The sequence below is a fragment of the Pseudoalteromonas fuliginea genome, from assembly GCF_000690055.1.
Lineage (GTDB): Bacteria > Pseudomonadota > Gammaproteobacteria > Enterobacterales > Alteromonadaceae > Pseudoalteromonas > Pseudoalteromonas fuliginea.
In genome coordinates this window covers 71097-89501 of sequence record NZ_JJNZ01000031.1, presented here as the reverse complement: position 1 = coordinate 89501, position 18405 = coordinate 71097, and the positions used below count along the sequence as shown (strand labels likewise).

At 38.7% G+C, this 18405-nt stretch carries 20 protein-coding genes; 10 read left to right on the top strand and 10 right to left on the bottom strand.

Annotated elements, in window-relative coordinates:
* Positions 1–144: 144 nt before the first annotated feature.
* Positions 145–1290, bottom strand: a complete 1146-nt coding sequence (locus DC53_RS09525; protein ID WP_033029958.1) for an iron-containing alcohol dehydrogenase — start codon at positions 1288–1290, stop codon at positions 145–147.
* A gap of 181 nt (positions 1291–1471) precedes the next feature.
* Between DC53_RS09525 and DC53_RS09530 the strand changes: the two genes are divergently transcribed.
* Positions 1472–2368 carry an AraC family transcriptional regulator gene (locus DC53_RS09530; protein WP_033029957.1) on the top strand — a complete coding sequence of 299 codons (897 nt, stop codon included), beginning with the start codon at positions 1472–1474 and terminating at the stop codon, positions 2366–2368.
* Positions 2369–2419: 51 nt separating this feature from the next.
* Here the strand turns inward: DC53_RS09530 and DC53_RS09535 are convergent, their stop codons facing one another.
* Positions 2420–2839: a VOC family protein gene (locus DC53_RS09535; RefSeq protein WP_007378226.1), complete on the bottom strand. Its 420-nt coding sequence runs from the start codon at positions 2837–2839 to the stop codon at positions 2420–2422.
* Positions 2840–3052: 213 nt separating this feature from the next.
* Here DC53_RS09535 and DC53_RS09540 point away from each other — a divergent pair, with 213 nt between their 5' ends.
* Together DC53_RS09540 and DC53_RS09545 are read left to right on the top strand one after the other, a co-directional pair.
* Positions 3053–3421 carry a hypothetical protein gene (locus DC53_RS09540; protein ID WP_239462865.1) on the top strand — a complete coding sequence of 123 codons (369 nt, stop codon included), beginning with the start codon at positions 3053–3055 and terminating at the stop codon, positions 3419–3421.
* Positions 3418–3792: a hypothetical protein gene (locus DC53_RS09545; protein WP_007378224.1), complete on the top strand. Its 375-nt coding sequence runs from the start codon at positions 3418–3420 to the stop codon at positions 3790–3792. Before DC53_RS09540 ends, DC53_RS09545 begins: the two co-directional genes overlap by 4 nt.
* Here the strand turns inward: DC53_RS09545 and DC53_RS09550 are convergent, their stop codons facing one another.
* Positions 3793–4611, bottom strand: coding sequence for a sterol desaturase family protein (locus DC53_RS09550; protein WP_033029956.1), 819 nt, complete (start codon positions 4609–4611; stop codon positions 3793–3795). It lies immediately after the preceding gene.
* Complete coding sequence (locus tag DC53_RS09555) at positions 4608–5054, bottom strand: SRPBCC family protein (protein ID WP_033029955.1); 447 nt, start codon at positions 5052–5054, stop codon at positions 4608–4610. The genes DC53_RS09550 and DC53_RS09555 overlap by 4 nt, the downstream gene beginning before the upstream one ends.
* Positions 5055–5452: 398 nt before the next feature.
* On the opposite strand from DC53_RS09555, the gene DC53_RS09560 reads away from it, so the two are divergent.
* From DC53_RS09560 to DC53_RS09575, 4 genes are all read left to right on the top strand, one after another.
* Positions 5453–6457, top strand: a complete 1005-nt coding sequence (locus tag DC53_RS09560) for an AraC family transcriptional regulator (protein WP_033029954.1) — start codon at positions 5453–5455, stop codon at positions 6455–6457.
* A gap of 97 nt (positions 6458–6554) precedes the next feature.
* Positions 6555–7319 (top strand): substrate-binding periplasmic protein, encoded by a 765-nt coding sequence (locus DC53_RS09565; RefSeq protein WP_008135107.1) that lies wholly within the window; start codon positions 6555–6557, stop codon positions 7317–7319.
* A gap of 54 nt (positions 7320–7373) precedes the next feature.
* Positions 7374–8327 carry an alpha/beta fold hydrolase gene (locus DC53_RS09570; protein WP_008135106.1) on the top strand — a complete coding sequence of 318 codons (954 nt, stop codon included), beginning with the start codon at positions 7374–7376 and terminating at the stop codon, positions 8325–8327.
* A 122-nt stretch (positions 8328–8449) separates the two neighbouring features.
* A complete protein-coding gene (locus tag DC53_RS09575) occupies positions 8450–9547 on the top strand; it encodes a polysaccharide lyase family 7 protein (RefSeq protein WP_008135105.1) in 1098 nt (365 codons plus the stop codon).
* Here the strand turns inward: DC53_RS09575 and DC53_RS09580 are convergent, their stop codons facing one another.
* Positions 9548–9949 carry a nucleotide triphosphate diphosphatase NUDT15 gene (locus tag DC53_RS09580; RefSeq protein WP_033029961.1) on the bottom strand — a complete coding sequence of 134 codons (402 nt, stop codon included), beginning with the start codon at positions 9947–9949 and terminating at the stop codon, positions 9548–9550. It abuts the gene before it with no gap.
* 185 nt (positions 9950–10134) lie between these two features.
* On the opposite strand from DC53_RS09580, the gene DC53_RS09585 reads away from it, so the two are divergent.
* Positions 10135–12018 (top strand): propionyl-CoA synthetase, encoded by a 1884-nt coding sequence (locus DC53_RS09585; protein ID WP_033029953.1) that lies wholly within the window; start codon positions 10135–10137, stop codon positions 12016–12018.
* Between the two features lie 177 nt (positions 12019–12195).
* Positions 12196–13053 (top strand): MBL fold metallo-hydrolase, encoded by an 858-nt coding sequence (locus tag DC53_RS09590; protein WP_033029952.1) that lies wholly within the window; start codon positions 12196–12198, stop codon positions 13051–13053.
* A 266-nt stretch (positions 13054–13319) separates the two neighbouring features.
* Here DC53_RS09590 and DC53_RS09595 read toward each other — a convergent pair whose 3' ends face one another.
* The 5 genes from DC53_RS09595 to DC53_RS09615 form a co-directional block, all read right to left on the bottom strand.
* Entirely contained in the window at positions 13320–13664 is a 345-nt protein-coding gene (locus tag DC53_RS09595) for a PDZ domain-containing protein (RefSeq protein ID WP_033029951.1), read from the bottom strand.
* A 157-nt stretch (positions 13665–13821) separates the two neighbouring features.
* Positions 13822–14016, bottom strand: a complete 195-nt coding sequence (locus tag DC53_RS09600; protein WP_033029950.1) for an ATP-binding protein — start codon at positions 14014–14016, stop codon at positions 13822–13824.
* A gap of 533 nt (positions 14017–14549) precedes the next feature.
* Complete coding sequence (locus DC53_RS09605) at positions 14550–15695, bottom strand: ABC transporter permease (RefSeq protein ID WP_033029949.1); 1146 nt, start codon at positions 15693–15695, stop codon at positions 14550–14552.
* On the bottom strand, positions 15692–16426 hold the full coding sequence (locus DC53_RS09610) for an ABC transporter ATP-binding protein (RefSeq protein ID WP_008135099.1): 735 nt from the start codon (positions 16424–16426) through the stop codon (positions 15692–15694). Before DC53_RS09610 ends, DC53_RS09605 begins: the two co-directional genes overlap by 4 nt.
* Before the next feature lie 4 nt (positions 16427–16430).
* Positions 16431–17936, bottom strand: coding sequence for an alpha/beta fold hydrolase (locus DC53_RS09615; RefSeq protein ID WP_033029948.1), 1506 nt, complete (start codon positions 17934–17936; stop codon positions 16431–16433).
* A 92-nt stretch (positions 17937–18028) separates the two neighbouring features.
* On the opposite strand from DC53_RS09615, the gene DC53_RS09620 reads away from it, so the two are divergent.
* Positions 18029–18400, top strand: a complete 372-nt coding sequence (locus tag DC53_RS09620; protein WP_007376926.1) for a GntR family transcriptional regulator — start codon at positions 18029–18031, stop codon at positions 18398–18400.
* Positions 18401–18405: the final 5 nt, after the last annotated feature.

Below are 18405 nucleotides of genomic sequence, written 5' to 3'. Positions count from 1 at the left end.
TTATGCTGCGTTATCGCCTATTCATGGGGAATAACCACACTACATAGGCTCCGCCTTGCCTAAAAACCAAACATACTGCTGCGAATTCACCCACCAAAGATCAACACGCCCTAGTATATTTAAGTAAGCGCTTAGCTTTGAAAATTAAGCAACCGCTTGCTCTAAAATTTCGCGGCTTTCTTTTAGCGTAATAGCTTGGTTTTCGCCTAGAGCAACCATGCCGTGCGCTTCAAGTTTGCCAATAATATTGTCAATAGCTGCAGCTTTATCATCGCCATGCTCAGTAAGCTGGGTCGCTACGTCGAGGCTATGGTAAAACGCTTCAATCGCTAGAATTGTTTTCTCAGCCAGGTCGTCAGATTGCTCAAGACCAAACACATTTTTACCCATTTGCTCAAGCTTTGCTTTTTTAACTGCAAATTGGTTGCGCAGTAAAGAAGGCTGAACAATAGCAAGTGAACGTGCATGATCAACGCCGTAAGCGGCTGTAAGCTCGTGACCAATCATGTGCGTAGCCCAATCTTGCGATACACCAGAACCAATTAAACCATTAAGTGCTTGGTTAGCAGACCACATAAGGTTTGCGCGCCATGCGTCGTCTTGGTTTTCAAAGTTATCGCCCAGTGTTTTAAGCGCTTTTAATAGTGCTTCTGCGTAGCCATCTTGTACAAGTGCGCCTGCTGGGAATGTTAAGTATTGCTCACAGGTATGAACCCATGCGTCTACTAAACCATTTACAAGTTGGCGCTGTGGTAATGTTTTCATTACATCAGGGTCCATAATTGCAAACTTAGGTTGTACCGCCGGAGACATAAACGGAAGTTTTTGTTTAGTCGCAGCTTTGCTCACAACAGAACCTTGGTTAGACTCAGAACCTGTAGCAGGAAGAGTAAGTACTGCCCCAATAGGTAATGCGCTAGTTACTTTATGTTTACCAGTAGGAATATCCCAACCTTCGCCATCATAAACTGCAGATGCTGCGATGTATTTAACGCCGTCGATTACTGAACCGCCGCCGACGCCTAATACAAAGTCGATACCTTGTTCTTTACAAATTTTTACTGCCTGGTCTAATACTTCAATTGTTGGGTTAGCACCAACGCCCGAAAACTCTACCCAATCAAAGCCTTCAAGTGCTGCAGCAACTTGGTCGTACACGCCGTTCTTTTTAATTGAACCGCCGCCGTATACTACAAGTACTTTTTGATCCTTTGCGATCAAATCAGTTAGTGAGGCAATTTGTTCTTGGCCGAACTGGATAAGTGTTTGATTTACGTAGCTAAATTTCATTATTTTGCTCCTAGGTGACGGTTAATTGCTGAGTACTTTACTTAGTTACCTAATAAAGTATCGATGTGTGCATATTAATGGCAAAACAAACATAAAAAAAGCCCAATAACTCGCAAAAGCTTGCCTAAAACTATCAACGTTGTTATTTTACGTAAAATACACTCAATTAAAGATGCCTTTTATGCCCACCATAGCCAATATGTTGCAACAATACGCCGAGCATAATCAATTACTCAGCTTTGAAGGCACCATGGAAACTATTATTCCAGGCGTGTATTTTCATCGAGCAACTAAAAGCTCGCCGCGTCAGCCGCTTATATATAACTCAGGTATTATTATTGTTGGACAGGGTCATAAAATAATTCACTTTCCTGGACATCAAATAAGATACGGTGCAGGGGACTACTTAGTCCTTGGCGTACCGGTGCCATTAGAGTGTGAAGCATTTACTGATAACGATTTACCCGTTATGGGCATTGCCATAGATATAAACCCTGCAATGCTACACAAACTCGTTAATCAAATAATGCAGCATAAGCCTCTTTCAGCGTCATCGTCGTCAGCACAAATTGGCGCAGTGCAGTCGGCAACTCTAGATACAGCAATGGAGCTCATTACCCATCGGCTATTGACTGTTTTAAATAACCCACTTGAGGCAGAAATATTTGGCGAAGATATAGTAAAAGAATTGGTATATCGCGTACTCTGCGGCCCTCAAGGCAACACTTTAATAGGCCTTGCGATGCATGATGGGCATTATGCTCGCATAGCACGTACGCTCTCCACTATGCACAGTAGTTATGCAAACCAAATAACTGTTGAAGGTTTGGCGGAAGATGTAAACATGAGTGTATCGTCGTTTCATCGCGCCTTTAAGCAAATTACCTTTGAATCCCCTCTACAGTATCTAAAAAAAGTACGCTTGGCTAAAGCAAAAGAACTCATTACTGCCAGCGGCAGTAAAGCCAATGAAGCCGCGTTAAGAGTAGGTTATACCAGTCCATCACAGTTTAGCCGTGAGTTTAAACGCCACTTTAATAAAACACCTAGCGAAGTATTAACTCAGCTACATAGCTAGCCCACAAAAAAGCCACTATAAAAAGTGGCTTTAAATAGCACGAGTGAAAAACTATACTTTTTTAAATAAAACCTCTGGGTTAACCATGGTTTTCATTTCAAGTACATTGCCATTTGGATCTTCAATAAAGAATGTTTCTTGCTCAAACTCATCACCAATAAAGCGACGGTAAGGTTTATCAAGATACTCTATACCCGCACTTTGTATTCGTACTTTTAACGCGTTAAAGTCGGTTTCTGATAAATGAATACCAAAATGCGGTACAGCTACAGCGCCCATATCTACGTCGTGGCGCACTGTAGGAAGACGCTCAACACTTTGATGCAATGTTAACTCGTTACCCCAAAAGTCGATATCAACCCAGCGACCCTCTTCACTATTACCGGTTTTACAACCAAGTACGTCACAATAAAATGCTTTAGTGACTTTTAAATCACCAGCTGGAATAGCTAAATGCAAACAGTTAGACATAAATTACCCTTGGTTAACTCTTTTAATATACTAAATTACCCGCATTATACATAAATCTTAATTTATAGAACATTAACAGCCATATAATTAAGCATATTTAATACTTTCAAAATGATTAATAAACAACCTTATTAAAGTTAGTGAATACTTATGCAATTATATTTGCAGGCAGTGCTTTAAAACCAAAAAGGGTTACTTTAAAATGCGTGGACTATGATTAAATTCTTATCTTTAAAATTCATCACTTTTTTTATGGGTTTTATATCCTGCTTTGTGATGCATACAACATTTAATGTTCCATTAGTGATTTCGGCCGCATTAACTGGGCTCATTGGCTCGTTTATACCGTTTCCTAAAAACGTTAAAAATCACCCTTATGCTGCTATTTATGCCGGTAGTTTTGCTGGCATGTGCTCGACTAATTTAATTACTAGTTATTGGGAGATTGTAATTATCTCGCTTATAGGTGCTAGTTTGTATGTGCTTACTATGAACTTATTTACTGGTTTTGGCGGCAAGTTAGGTGGTGTTGCTTTTGCAAGTGTTGCAATATTTGTATTAGCTAAAGGGATTGTATTATGAGCCTTGAATATCCGTTAATTGCGCTGCTAGGGGCATTTTTAACGTTTTTTTTAGCAAAACATAATCGCTTTGATGCCATAAGAGCATCAGCTGCGCTTTCCATTGTTGCCTATCTACTTCTTAGCGTGCTTAACTTAAACCCTGAGCTTTACAGCATTGTGTTTTTTGGCGGCACATTTATAGGCATGAGCGCCCCACATCGCTTTGGTATATATACTGTAACTAACTCAGCCATTATTTTTTCAATACTCTTTGAGTATTTAGTTCCAAGGCTCGATGGCTATGGCGGTGCACTTGGCATTAGCGCGTTTTTGTCTGTATGTATTTGCCATACTTTTATTCTACTAGGCGCACCAAGAAGTAAAAAATAGTTAGGATTTACGAGAGCATGTGGGGTAACCAAATAAAACGTTTAGCTTTGCTTTAATGCCTTTTACTCTATAAATGCTTTTTATCAAATAGTCCCATTGGTGAAATGTTATTTTAAATGGGTTGTTAGTCTTTAACTGTCCTACGATGCCATATTTACAGGTTTTATTTGGGTCTTCCTCAACAAAGGTGCCAAATAATTTATCCCAAATAATTAATACACCCGCAAAATTTTTATCCAGGTAGCCTGCATTAATTGCATGATGCACTCTGTGATGAGAAGGTGTATTAAACACCTTTTCAAACCAACCAAGCTTATTCACTATTTGTGTATGCACAAAAAACTGATACGCCAAGTTGAGCGCCACAACAGTTAGGACTGTCATTGGGTCAAACCCGATCAACATCATAGGTAACCAAAATATCCACATGCCCACCAAGGGATACATTAAGCTTTGCCTAAACGCGGTAGTAAAATTCATTTTAGTAGAACTATGGTGTACGACATGCGCCGCCCATAACCAATGAATATGATGTGATGCTTTATGAAACCAATAGTACAAAAAGTCTTGCAGTAAAAAAGCACATAAAATAGAAAATACAGAAAGCTCTATATCAAACAAGCGGTATCCGTAAAGCCAATAAAAAAACGGCATGAGTATAATTAATGAAAGCGCATCTGCTCCTTGATGCATTAAAGCCAAAACCGTATTAGCTAGGCTGTCTTTTATACTGTAATAACGCCTAAACGCTATAAATTCAAATACTACAAAGGTTAAAAATACAGGGCTTAAGGCAAGTAAAATAATTTCAACACTCATGTTGTGCACTCCTTAAAATAGCGCTCTAATTTTGTAAGTGCGTTTTTAATATCATTTTTAATGAAAAATTTAAGTATAAAACTGGGCATCCACCAAGGTGAAATACACTGTATAGAATAAGTAAGCTCAGTAGAGATAAATGCCTGCTTTTCGATAACAGTTAAATAAATATCACCTTGATGAGCAGCCACAGGCTTATTGCCCACAATTTGATAGCAAATGTGATTATCACTAGCACTTATAACTTGCTCAGTAAAAGTATACCCTGATGTTCTAACTTGCCTCACGGCTCCTTTTCCGCCGCTTATCTGCCCGCAATTTTGCGGTTTCAATAATAAAAATTGAGCGTTAAAAAACCTATTTAAACGTTCATGATCAAGCAACACATTAATTATTTCAGTGGGAGGAGCCGCAAGGTTTTGTTTTAAATTTATTAATATCACTGCTATAACCTTAAAAATTATTCACCTAGGGCCCGTTTATCTTTCTAAGTTAAATTTGCAGCCGTATGCTTGGTTTTTAGGCAAGGCTGCGCCCATGTTGTGTGGTTATTTCCCATAAATAGACGATAACGCAGTATAAATACCAAACATGATCTCCCCTTGAGTTCGTCCTAGGGGCGGTAGCAGGATACAGAACTTTGCTCAGCTTTTAGGATGTAAGCCAGATCGGTAACACATGAGTAGGTACTTAGCCTTTTAGGTTACAAACCTCGCGCTGCGATTAAATTCCCCCTAAATAGAACAAACTTTAATCCCCAAAGGTCAATAGGTCCTAGCATAATAAAATTTTACATGGCAGACTTGCTCATACACGACCATTTTTTAGCTTTAGACGACAAATGTACTCACTTGCTGATCATTACTTTTCAAGTACTCTTGATTACTTACAAAGCCAAGGTATAGCCAATGAAGTGGCTTTGAAGGCCATCAAGTTTAATGAGTACAGTGATAATAAAGCACGACAATTCGCACCTCGTATTACCTTAACAAGTTACAACGCATTACTTGAATATTCACAAAAAACACTTAACGATCCCCTGTTCGGCTTTAAGTTTGGGCAGCATATTCGCACAGCAAATTTTGGAATTTTAGGTTACTTAATAGAATCAAGCGATAGTTTAGCCAGTGCTATACAGGTACTTTTAAATTATGACAGTTTGGTCGCTGACATAGGTAAATCACAATTTGAGCAGCTCGGCGATATTGCAATTATTCGCTGGCTACCGCATCCAAGTTGTAACGAACAGGTTATTTTGCGTAATATGACTGCTTGGGTATGTGTAATACGTCAATTACTTAACTCCAAACTATCTCCTAGTTCAATATGTTTTACGCATCACTACTCAAAAGAACATTTAAATACATTGGCTACGTGGTTTAATTGCCCTGTAAGCATAAACGCTAAGTACAATGAAATTTCATTCCCGAGTAGTTATTTAACCCTGCCATTTAAAACCGATAACGCAGCAGTTCACTTAGCACTTAGGCAAATATCAGAGCAGCAGCTTTCTAACTTTAAAAGCCAGCAACATGTAAGCGAAAAAATTAACCATATGCTTATGGTAAAAACCGACTTGCAAGAGTGCGACTTAATACGTACTGCAAATGCGCTAAATATCACGCCAAGGACCCTTCAACGGCATTTAAAGCTAGAGCAAACATCCTTTGCAATATTACTCGAACAAGAGCGTAAAAGACGTATTCCCTTATTAATAGGAACACAATCCTTAGCCAATTTAGCTTTATCACTCGGCTTTAAAGATCAGAGTTCGTTTAATCGGGCATTTAAACGCTGGTACTCATATAGCCCTATTAAATATTTTAAAATGCAAATAGGTAAATAAACCTACAATATAAAATTTACTTATTTCATACATTTGAGTATATATTTCAGACAAGAGTCTTTAAACTCAAGACATTGTAGTTAAAAAGATTATTGCTATGTATTTGCGTATTGTAGTTAATGCCTTTGTATTTATGTTTTGTAGTACGGTAAACGCAACTAGTCCACTTACCTTTATTGCCGAAGATTTACACCCTTATCATTTTCAAAACGAAAACGGTGAAGCAGACGGAGCCTCGGTAGATATAGCTAAAGCAGTATTAAGAGAAGCTAAGCTAAACGCGAAGTTTGAAATAATGCCTATGGCGCGTGCTTCCCATGAATTAAAAACCAACCCTAATACTATTATGCTCTCTTTTTTAAAAACCCCTGTTAGGCAAAATCAATTTAAATGGTTAGGTGCGATATACTTTACAGATGCGTACTTAGTTAGTTTAAAAGATCATAAAGATAATATTAGCCATTTAAATCACGCCAAATTTTACAAAGTAGCAACCATTCGCGGTTATACGAGCGCCAAATATTTAAAAGATATGGGTTTCGAAGAAGACAAAAATTTAATCTTAGTTAGTTATTATCAGCAGCTATGGCAAATGCTCTACAAAAAACGTATCGATTTTGTTGTAGTGAATACACTTACTTTAAATAATGAACTAAAAATGTCCGGGCTTGATCCTAGCTTAATAGCTAAACGAGTTCATTTAACTGATTTTCCTTCAACCCTCTATCTTGCTACTAATAACCAGTTTGATGAACAAACAGCCATCGCAATATCAAAAGGGCTAAAAACGCTAAAGGTAAATGGCAAGTACCAAGCTATTTTAAAAAAATGGCAACTCCCCCTCCCACCTACCATAAATTAAATGTAATAAAGCTGCCCTATACTCCTCACAAAGCTTGCTAACACTCACTTTGCCATGGCTATTATTAAGACTAAAAAAGGTATTAAACTCAGCTACCAAGATGAAGGCGATAAAACAGCACCAGCTATTATTTTAATTATGGGGCTTGGGGCGCAAATGATAGTTTGGCCAGACTCGCTCTATTATGGTTTAGTAAAAAAAGGCTTTAGAGCGATTAGATTTGATAACCGTGATGTCGGGTTATCTAGCCATTTAGATGATTACAAAAATCCTAGTTTATTTAAAACATGGTTAAGTAAGTACTTACCTATACGCTCGAATATTCCTTACCTGCTTGATGATATGGCTGATGATGTACTCGCCTTAATGGCTGCACTTAAAATAAAAAAAACGCATTTAGTTGGCGCATCAATGGGTGGGATGATTGCCCAAATTATTGCAGCAAAACATAAAAAGAAAGTACTTAGCTTAACCACAATAATGTCGAGTAGCTCTACTTTTAAGCCAACAATAAAAAGTTTAAAGGTATTTTTAAAAGTATCTAAACTGCAACCAAAAACACTAACGCGCAGTGCCGCTATAAACTACAACATTCACTTAAACCAACTTATTGGTAGCCCAGCTTACCCACAAAGTGAAGAGTTATTAAAAGAGCATGCAATTAAAATAATTGACCGCTCATATAATCAAAATGGCTATAAACGCCAACTAATAGCCATAGCAGCCAGTAAAAACAGAGCCCAGTTAATAAAAAAAATAAAAGCGCCTACGTTAATTATTCATGGTAGTGCCGATATAGTTTTTCCATCTATTGAAGGTGAAAAAACGGCTAAACTCATTAAAAAATCGAAGTTAAAAATTATAGATGGTATGGGTCATAACTTTGTACCAGAGCTTACGCCTAAAATGACAAAGTGGATTGCTAAGCATATAAAAAAGTCTCAACGAAAGTATTTAGAAAAATTACGCAATAAAAAACACCAACTGGTTAACCAAAATAAACTTTAAAAATAAGGTTTAATTATAAAAAACACAAAATTGGTAAGTTTTAATTTTTAAATTGGTATGTTAGATTGAAGTTGAGCGATGTCTTTACCGCACAATTTTTACTTCATCACACAGAGACAATAATGATAAAAAATACATCCACATTTAAACTTACGGCTTTAGCCGTTATCACACCTCTACTTTTTACGGCTTGTTCAAGTACCCAAAGCACTAATCAGCAAAGCGATGCGCCGGTACCTGCAACAAAGTTTGATTTATCACACTGGAAAATAAATGTACCAGTTGATTTAAACAACGACGGTAAAATTGATGAAATAGATGTAGAAGAAATTCAGACTTACGCACACCCTGATTTTTTCTATCTTGATGATAAAGGCTACATGGTATTTACCTCGCCTAATAAAGCGCTTACAAGTGCTAACTCTACTAATACTCGTAGTGAACTTAGACAAATGATCCGTGGATCAAATACTAAAATTAAAACTAAACACTCTAAAAACAACTTTGCTTTAGCTGTACATCCGTTATCTGACCGATTTGGTTCTGTTGGTGGAAAAATGGAAGCAACGTTAAAAGTAGATCACGTTGCGCTACGTGCAACTGATCCTGATAAAAAAGCAGCTTACTCTGTTGTTGTAGGGCAAATTCACGCAGGTAAAGATCAAGCGCTTATTGATACCAAGCTTGGTTATGGCTGGGGCAATGAGCCACTTAAAATATATTACAAAAAATGGCCAGGGCACAAAACAGGCTCAGTTTTTTGGAACTACGAACGTAACTTAGCTAAAACCAATCCTGACCGTACAGACATTACTTACCCAGTTTGGGGGAATACATGGGAAAACCCTAACGAGCCTGGCAGTGCCGGTATTGCACTAGGTGAAGAATTTAGCTACACGGTAAATGTGTATAAAAATGTTATGCACCTTACATTTAGCGCACAAGGCAAAGAAGACGTTAACTACTCTATTAACTTAGGTAATAACGTAGATGCTTATGGCAAAGTGGACGAAAAAGATCACCCACATGGTTACGCTGCAGATTGGCATTACTTTAAAGCCGGCGCTTATAACCAATGTAGCACTAAAAGCGCGAAAGGTATTTGGTACCCAGGTTGTTTAGGTACTGGCGATTGGACTACAGATAAACAAAATGGCGATTACGCTCAAGTAAGCTTTAGTAAACTAGCGTTAAGCCCAGCGACACCGCCAACAAAATAACTAGGCTAGTACAGCCTCAGATAAGTAATTTTTTAGTGATGTAAACAGCGGCGTTGGTAGATTATTAATATCGCACCAGCGCCACTTTAAACATTTATTAGGCTCTTTAAGCTCAGGCTCTCCGCCTTCAAAATCAGCTTTTACATACAACGTAATATAGTGTTTGTTCTCTGCTGTAAAAATATCATTGGTAAAATCAAGCTTAGTAATTTTACTTACCTTTAAACCTGTTTCTTCAAACACTTCTCGTATTGCACATTGCTCAGCACTTTCACCAAACTCTAAATGCCCACCAGGTGTTGCCCATGTATTAGCACCATGCGCGCCAATGCGCTCACCTAGTAAAATTGTGTTTTGATGCTTTATGATAACCGCAACCCCTACTCTTACTACGTTACTCATATCGTGTTTTCTCATATTTTTTACTGCCCGCCATGCTGAACCACACGCTTTGTATTGTCAATTTTGTATTTTTAAAACCAGTGTATTGATTAACTTTTAACCGACCAAGGTCGAATAGCTTGCTTGCTAAAAAAAGCCTACATTTTGTAAGGTCTCTCACACAAATTTAGCTTTAGGAGCCTTACATGTCAGGCGAATATAAACAGCAATATAATGGCTTTAAACAAAACCCAGCCCAATTTTGGCTCGAACAAAGTAAAAATATTCCATGGTATAAAACCCCCACAAAAGCATACACACAAGACGACGACGGGCTTTATCATTGGTTTAGCGACGGGCAATTAAACACCAGTTTTTTAGCGCTAGACCAACATGTTATTGCCGGGTTTGGCGAGCAAACTGCACTTATTTACGACTCTCCAGTCACTAACACAAAGCAAACTTATAACTACTCACAACTACAACAAGAAGTTGCTAAATTTGCAGGCGTAATACAATCGTTAGGTGTTACAAAAGGCGACCGCGTTGTTATTTATATGCCAATGATCCCACAAGCTGTTATTGGTATGTTGGCGTGCGCTCGCCTTGGTGCTATTCATTCGGTGGTATTTGGTGGGTTTGCTGCACATGAATTGGCTGTACGCATTGATGATGCCAAGCCCAAACTTATACTTAGCGCCTCATGCGGTGTTGAAGTAAACAGCGTTATTGAATACAAACCACTTATTGATAACGCAATAGACTTAGCTACGCACAAAGTAGAACACTGCGTTATTTATCAGCGCCGACAAGTAACCGCCACTCTTAAGCCTAAACGAGACATAGATTGGACTCAGGCAATGCAAACTGCTGCAAGCGCAGATCCGGTGCCTGTAAATGGAGATGATCCGCTTTATATTTTATATACCTCAGGCACGACAGGCACACCCAAAGGCGTAGTACGCGAAAATGGCGGTCACGCAGTGGCAATGCAATACAGCATGGCAACCGTTTATGGTATGAAGCCCGGCGACGTATTTTGGGCAGCGTCTGACATTGGCTGGGTAGTTGGGCACTCTTATATAGTTTACGCGCCGCTAATGTATCGCTGCGCGACCGTATTATATGAAGGTAAACCGGTTAAAACACCCGACGCCAGTGCATTTTGGCGCGTGGTTGAAGAATATAAAGTAAATGCATTATTTAGTGCCCCCACCGCATTTAGAGCAATTAAAAAAGAAGATCCAAATGCCGATGGTTTTAATCAATACGATACCTCTAGCTTAAAACGTTTATTTTTAGCTGGCGAGCGGTTAGATCCTCCCACTTACGAGTGGCTTAAAGAAAAAACCAAACTGCCAGTGCTCGATCATTGGTGGCAAACAGAAACCGGCTGGGCTATTGCTTGTAACCCTGTAGGGCTTGAGTACTTAACAACAAAACCGGGCAGCTCTACCGTGCCTACTCCAGGTTTTGACGTGCGAATATTAGATATGGATGGCAATGAATGCGCAGCTAACGAGCAAGGCGCCGTGGTAATTAAACTGCCACTACCACCGGGTTGCCTACCAACAATTTGGCAAGATACCCCGCGTTTTAAAGCAAGCTACCTAAATGAATACGAAGGTTATTATTTATCTGGCGATGGCGGCTATATTGATGAAGACGGCTACCTATTTATTATGGGCAGAACCGACGACGTTATAAATGTAGCAGGGCATAGGCTTTCTACCGGCGAAATGGAAGAGATAGTAGCCGCGCACCCTGCTGTTGCTGAATGCGCTGTTTTTGGTGTGAACGATCCTCTAAAAGGGCAACTCCCTATGGGAATGATCGTGCTTAAAAATGATTTTATGGGCTCAAGTACCGACGTGGAAGAAGCGCTTGTTTTAAGTGTTCGTAATCAGATTGGCGCTATTGCGTGCCTTAAAAATATAGTTAGCGTAGATAGGTTACCTAAAACCCGCTCGGGTAAAATACTACGTAAAAACCTGCGCCAACTGGTTGATGGCGAAGAGCTAAAAATACCTTCAACCATAGATGATGCCAGTATCTTTGAAGAAATAAACCAACAACTAACACAAAGATAAACCCAACCAACCTATCTAAAGCCATTTTTATAATGGCTTTTTATTTCATCCTTATATTTGATCTTTTTACTTAAGTTTAGGCTTAGGTTTAAGTTTTAATTTAACTAACAACTGAAATTTTTTACGGCCTTGCACTCTCTTCTTTTAATAGCGTTATCAACTTAAAAGGGATGGTGTATGCCCCGCTTGCTACAAAAACTATTAACCACAGCCCTATTATTTATAGGCTTTGCCACACAAGCCTATGAAATAGAAGACCTAGGCAATGGTTTACATCGCTTTATAGACGACAGACACCGCTCCGTATTTTTAATCACTCCTGAGGGCGCAATTGTTACCGACCCGCTTAACAAAAAAGCCGCCACCTGGTTAAACGAGCAAATTAAAACTCGCTATAACGTGCCTGTAAAATATGTAATTTATAGCCATAATCACAGCGATCATATTTACGGCGCCGAGGTATTTAAAAGCCCGCACACCACGTTTATAGCGCATAAACTCGCTGCGCAAGATATTAAAAACACACAAATGAAAACAGTAACGCCCAGCCTTACTTTTGATGACGAGTTACTGCTTACTCTTAGTGATTCCAAAGTAAAAATTAACTACCATGGTCCAAACGATGGTCGTGGTTCGGTTAGTATATTATTCGAAAAGCAACAAACGTTATTTGCAGTTGATTGGATTGTTATTGGCAGAATGCCATGGCAAAAACTGTGGAGTTACGATATTCAAGGCATGATTAACTCAACCCAAGCGGTACTCAAATACGACTTTAATACTTTTGTAGGCGGACATGCCGACATTGGCAGCAAGGCTGATGTAGCGCGTTACTTAAGTTATTTAGAGCTTTTATATAGGCAAGTAACAGCAGGCGTTTTAGCCGGTAATACGCTTGACGAAATTAAACAAAATGTAAAGTTAGACCAATTTAGTGACTTTAAACAGTTTGATGCATGGTTACCGCTTAACATAGAAGGCGTGTACGAGCGTTTAATGGAAGAGTCAGGCATGGGTTGGCGCAGCGATTTATAAGCTTTAGTCTAATAATCATTGGTATTGCCGTATTTAACGCAATACCAATGTATTCATTAATTAAGGTTATTACTGATCAAACCTTTTTAATCTATCCCAATTACTTTAAGCAGTAACCTACATATAAACCGAGTAAGTAGTACTCCAAAAGCTCACTAACGTTGCCAACATTTACTGCGTCTAGCTCATTTACACAAAACCACGCTTTGGAAATAACCATACTTTATAGGCTGGGTATATTTAGGTATTTTAAAAACTTCTTAGGTTTACCAAGCATTCATAGGGATTTTTAAAGGTACTTGGCTACCATCTTCATTCTCTAAAAGTAATTGTAAAATCTCTCCAGACTCCTTGCGCATTAATTCTTTTGCTTCACTGGCAGGGCAGCCTGGAATTTTACAATTTTCTATAGAAATTATTTTTTGCCCAGCAACAATCCCGGCTTTTTCAGCGGGTGAATTAGGTTCTACTTTTTGAATAATAAATGACGTTACCGTCGGGCTAAAAAAACCATCAGTTCCAACGTTCCCTAAAACTCCAAGTTTAACCTTCTCTGCAGCCAAGGCATTGAAAGAAGTAATTGAGATTAAAATAATTATGAATTTGAACATATGAATTAACACTCCATGTAAGTCTATCGTTAATATTCTTTACTATTTATAGTTTTAACAAATTACTTAACACATTACTATCACTAAGTTTTTTATATTCTCAGCGTTACATTAAATATTTTAGATATAAAAAAACTCAAGGATTAAAAAAAGCGTATTAACTAAAATCGACCACCACTTCATAACGCTCGGGCATATCGTTTACTTCGTATACCCAACCGTGTCGTTTTATTATTTTTTCGCTTAACTCCAGCCCTAAACCGTAGTCAACATTAGCGGGCTTATTTTTATTATTAGTAGCGTGCCGTATTAGTTTGTACGCTGTATTTACTATAGAGATCTCGCTGCGCAATATACCATTACCTTGATAGCTTGACTGGCTGCTTCATGCAGCAAGCGTACAACTAAGCGCAAGTAACAAACTGGTTGAGTGCTTTTTAAAATAAACCATTAATTATGCTTAATTCATACCATTACGAGCAGTTTATTAGGGCGAGAGTTAAAGATGGGTTAAATGGGCACACTTTATGAGAGTAAATACAAAAATTATTGTTACGCCATATTTAGCTATTTCTAGATTTTCCCTAAATACCATCTCAACAGGTGTTTTTAAGATTGTAACTACGTTACTGCGTTTTCATGACTCCTTACTACATCACTTCTACTTTATACCTCCCATATTTATGTTTGAGTACGTCCTCAGCCTCAGAAAAACATACAACACAGGTATTTTCTACTCTTAAGCGTAGCTTCTCTGCCCCCTTTGTGAGCACCTCTTTTTAATTCCAAAAAATATAAATTATAGCCATTATTTATCGTCGGATATAAAAACGCCCATGTTAGTTAAACTATGGGCATTGCTTGAAATACATTTTAAGCGTGGGGTTACAAACCAAACACAACCTTTTCACTTTTCAGCATTCGGCTGCTTAAAAAGCTAAACACGCTAAATAATATTAATGTAATCAAGGTAGAAAGTACTAATTGTGGTACTGGCAATGGGTTACCTTTGATAAACTCAATAAGTGCATATTGCTGAGCCGCAATAGGAACCCACTGTATAATATCGGTGGCAATGTCATAGGTAGTTATCATACTTAGCGACATAGGAATAAATAACACCATAGTTACATATGACTGTGCCTCTTTGAACGACTTTGCCATAAACGAAACAAATACCTGCAAGCTTGCCGACATTAATGCAATAGGTAAGCATACTGCAAAACAAAACAGCATAAATGTTGGGGTTATAGTGATACTAAAACCGAGCTGTTGCCAAGGCACTAAGCCGTATGTAATTTTAGATACAATTAAAATGATTACGAGTCCTAGCATCGAAAAGCTGGCAATAGCAGCCGATTTAGCAAGTACAATTTGTAAGCTACTCAACGGATGGCTTAATAATAACGACAGCGAATTACGTTCGCGTTCACCGGCGCTAGTATCTATAGCTAGGTTCATCGCAGCGTAAAATACCGTTAAAATTATAGACAACGTAGCAATGCCTAAAAACATACCGCCTTTAGAGTCTGGAGTCGCCTCATCATGCGTCTCTACCGCTAAGGTACGCATAATGCTTGGATCAATGCCACGCGATATTAAACGTAAACTAGCCACTTCAGCGTTATAACTTGCCAGAGCTTTTTCAATACGATTTATATGCTTACCAAGTTTATCATTTGATTTATCAGCAATTAATGTAACTGTTGCAGGGCGACCTTCACGCATATTTTTTTGATAGTCATCACTAATATTTAATGTAATAGACTTGAGTAGTTCGTCATTTTTATCGTTTGTACTCTGTATTTCATTGGCATTTAAATGCGCTACTAAACTAGGGGCTTGCTCCGCATTTACTATGGTGATTTTGAGCCCTTCGGGCGATGTAAGCTGTTGCAGTAATACACTTAATAGTAAACACATTGCAATGGGAGTACCTATTGCGTAATACAAGCCCGCCATCACTGAACGTTTGTCTCGGCTGGCATCAATGATTTCTTTTTTATAGAGTACTTTTAATAAATTAATCATGCTGCTATTCCTTCATCGCTACCAATTAGCTCAATAAATGCTTCTTCTAGCGTGGCTTTTCCTGCTTTTTCACACAGTTCATCTACCGAACCTTGCGCTATTACTTGGCCGTTAGCCATGATCACTACGTGGTCACATAATGCGGCAACTTCTTGCATCACATGCGATGAAAAAAGCACGCAATGTCCTTGTTCCTTTAGCTGTATAAGTAGATCTCTTAAAATACGTGTGCTCATTACATCTAAGCCGCGTGTAGGTTCATCTAAAATAACGTTAGACGGATTATGTACCACAGCCTGTGCTAAAGCGGTTTTCATGCGTTGGCCTTGTGAAAAACCTTGGCAGCGGCGATCCGCAATATCGTCCATATTTAATTTTTTTATTACCTCACTGGTTGCTGCTTTCGCTTTTACAGACGAAAGCCCGCTTAATTGTGCAAAAAAGGTAATATATTCTCTAGGTGTTAATCGCTCATACAGACCACACGGATCAGGAAATAATCCTAAATTTTTCTTAGCTTCCATAGGATTTTTTGCTACATCTATGCCGTCTATTTCGGTTTCACCGCTGTCGGCTTTTAATAACCCGAACACGGTACGTAAACAGGTTGTTTTGCCTGCACCATTAGGTCCAAGCAAACCTGTAATTTGGCCATTTTTCGCATCAAAGCTTAGGCCGTTAAGGGCGTTAACATCGCCAATTTTTTTAGTTAGATTAGTTACCTTAATCATACCTTTACTCCATACTTTGAATTGTTGAACTGGCTGCGCCATTTATATTCATAAAAAACTTTTTATCGTTATTGTTATTGATACATTTTGTATCTATATCTTGCATATTTTGTTGATTAATAAACTGAGCAATTATTTTGGGCGCGCATGTTTGTGAGCCAATACCATGAGTTGCCGAAGGTGACACCAAATGAGTGGCATTTTTCATACTTACCATTGCCAAGTCAGCCCAACTTGCAGGGGTTGCAGGGTCTCGCCCACCAGAAAGTAATAGAGTAGGCACTTCCGTCGTCACGGGCTTATAAAAGCTCTTATTTACTGGGGTTACATCCCAAATTGGGCACATTACATCAAACCCTTCAATCATCATTTTTCCCATGTAGCTTTTATTATATTTTGAACGCTTTTGCTCATTAAGCTGCGGCCAATCTTCACCACATACAATGGCATTGTGCATGCCCATTGCGAGCTGTTCAGTTATATCAACGCCCGACATCAATCCAACCCATGGCGAAAAATTACCATTAGCGGCTTGGCTAATTGCCAAAGGCAAAATTGCTCGCATTGAGTGGCTATAAAGTGCCATACGTATTGCGCCAAAAAACTTAGTTTTAGTCACCACTAGCGTTATGTTTTTGTATGTACGCGGGTGTTTCACTGTTGTTTCAATTGGCTGGCTATCTAACTGCGTCATTAAGGTATTAAATTGATTTTTTAACTGTGGATACTGTGAATTACAAAGCGTATTACTTTCACAACGTGCAAATAAAGCCGCTAACGAATCATCAATAGCTGCGCCTATTGCAGCCAAGCTTTGCTGCATAGGTACAACCCCATCCAATGTACTCGTTAATACTGAATTTGGAAATTGGCGGGTATATTCTTGCGCAATACGTGTACCGTACGATACCCCGTACAAATGCAGCCCTTTATAACCTAAAGCTTTACGCACAGCTTCAAAGTCTTTTGCAGCAACAGGTGTTGAAAAGTGACTTAAATCAATATTCAGCTGCGCTTTACATTTTTGTGTTTCTTGAGCGCCCAGTAATGCGAGATCAGTCATTGAATCGTTAAATGCAAACTGTGTTTGCAGGTCATTACTTTCACATTGCAACTTATTTGAGTAGCCAGTGCCGCGTTGATCAACCAATAAAATATCACGCGTTTCGCGGACAAATCGTAAATTACGATTAAAAATAGCAGCTAGCTCTATTGCGCCCTGCCCTGGGCCACCAGCAAAAGCAAGCGCTGCTTCATCAGGGTGGCTAGGTTTAATAGCTGGAATAATCGCAAAGTTAATGTCGATTTCGCCATCAGCGCTGCTATCTGAGAGAGGGCGCTTAATACTGCCACACATTAATCTATCGGCTAACCCTTCCATATAACATGGGGTTAAAGCTGTATGTATTTGATCATTACTTTGAGCAAATACACTACTGCCACTTCCCGCTAATATTGATAAAAGCGTTAGCTTAGTTAGTTTTTTACGTAAATTAAACATGGTTTCCATTACTTTTCCCTTGTTGCTTTTTACACTCAATATGATAACTTTAACTACAGTGTATCGGTGTATTAATGTATTAATACAGTAGAGAAAGAATAATGTTAGAATTTATTAATGTCAACCCTAATAGTGGCGATCCAATTTATAAACAATTGCATGAACAAATTGTGCGGTTGATTGTGGGCGGGCAATTATCGATAGGCGAGCAATTACCTTCAGTAAGAAAAATAGCTGAGCACTTTTCGGTTAACCCTATGACTGTGTCGCGTGCGATAAGTCAATTAGTTGAACAAGGTTGGTTAGAACGAAGGCGTGGGCAACCAACCTGTGTTGCGCAAAAATCACAGCAGCAAACACAACAACAAGATACGCTATTATTTAATGGTGCCGATCAACTTATTCAGCAAGCCAAACAACTCGATGTATCGCAAGCTGTTTTAATAGAATTAATTAAAAAGCGATGGAAATAACCCCT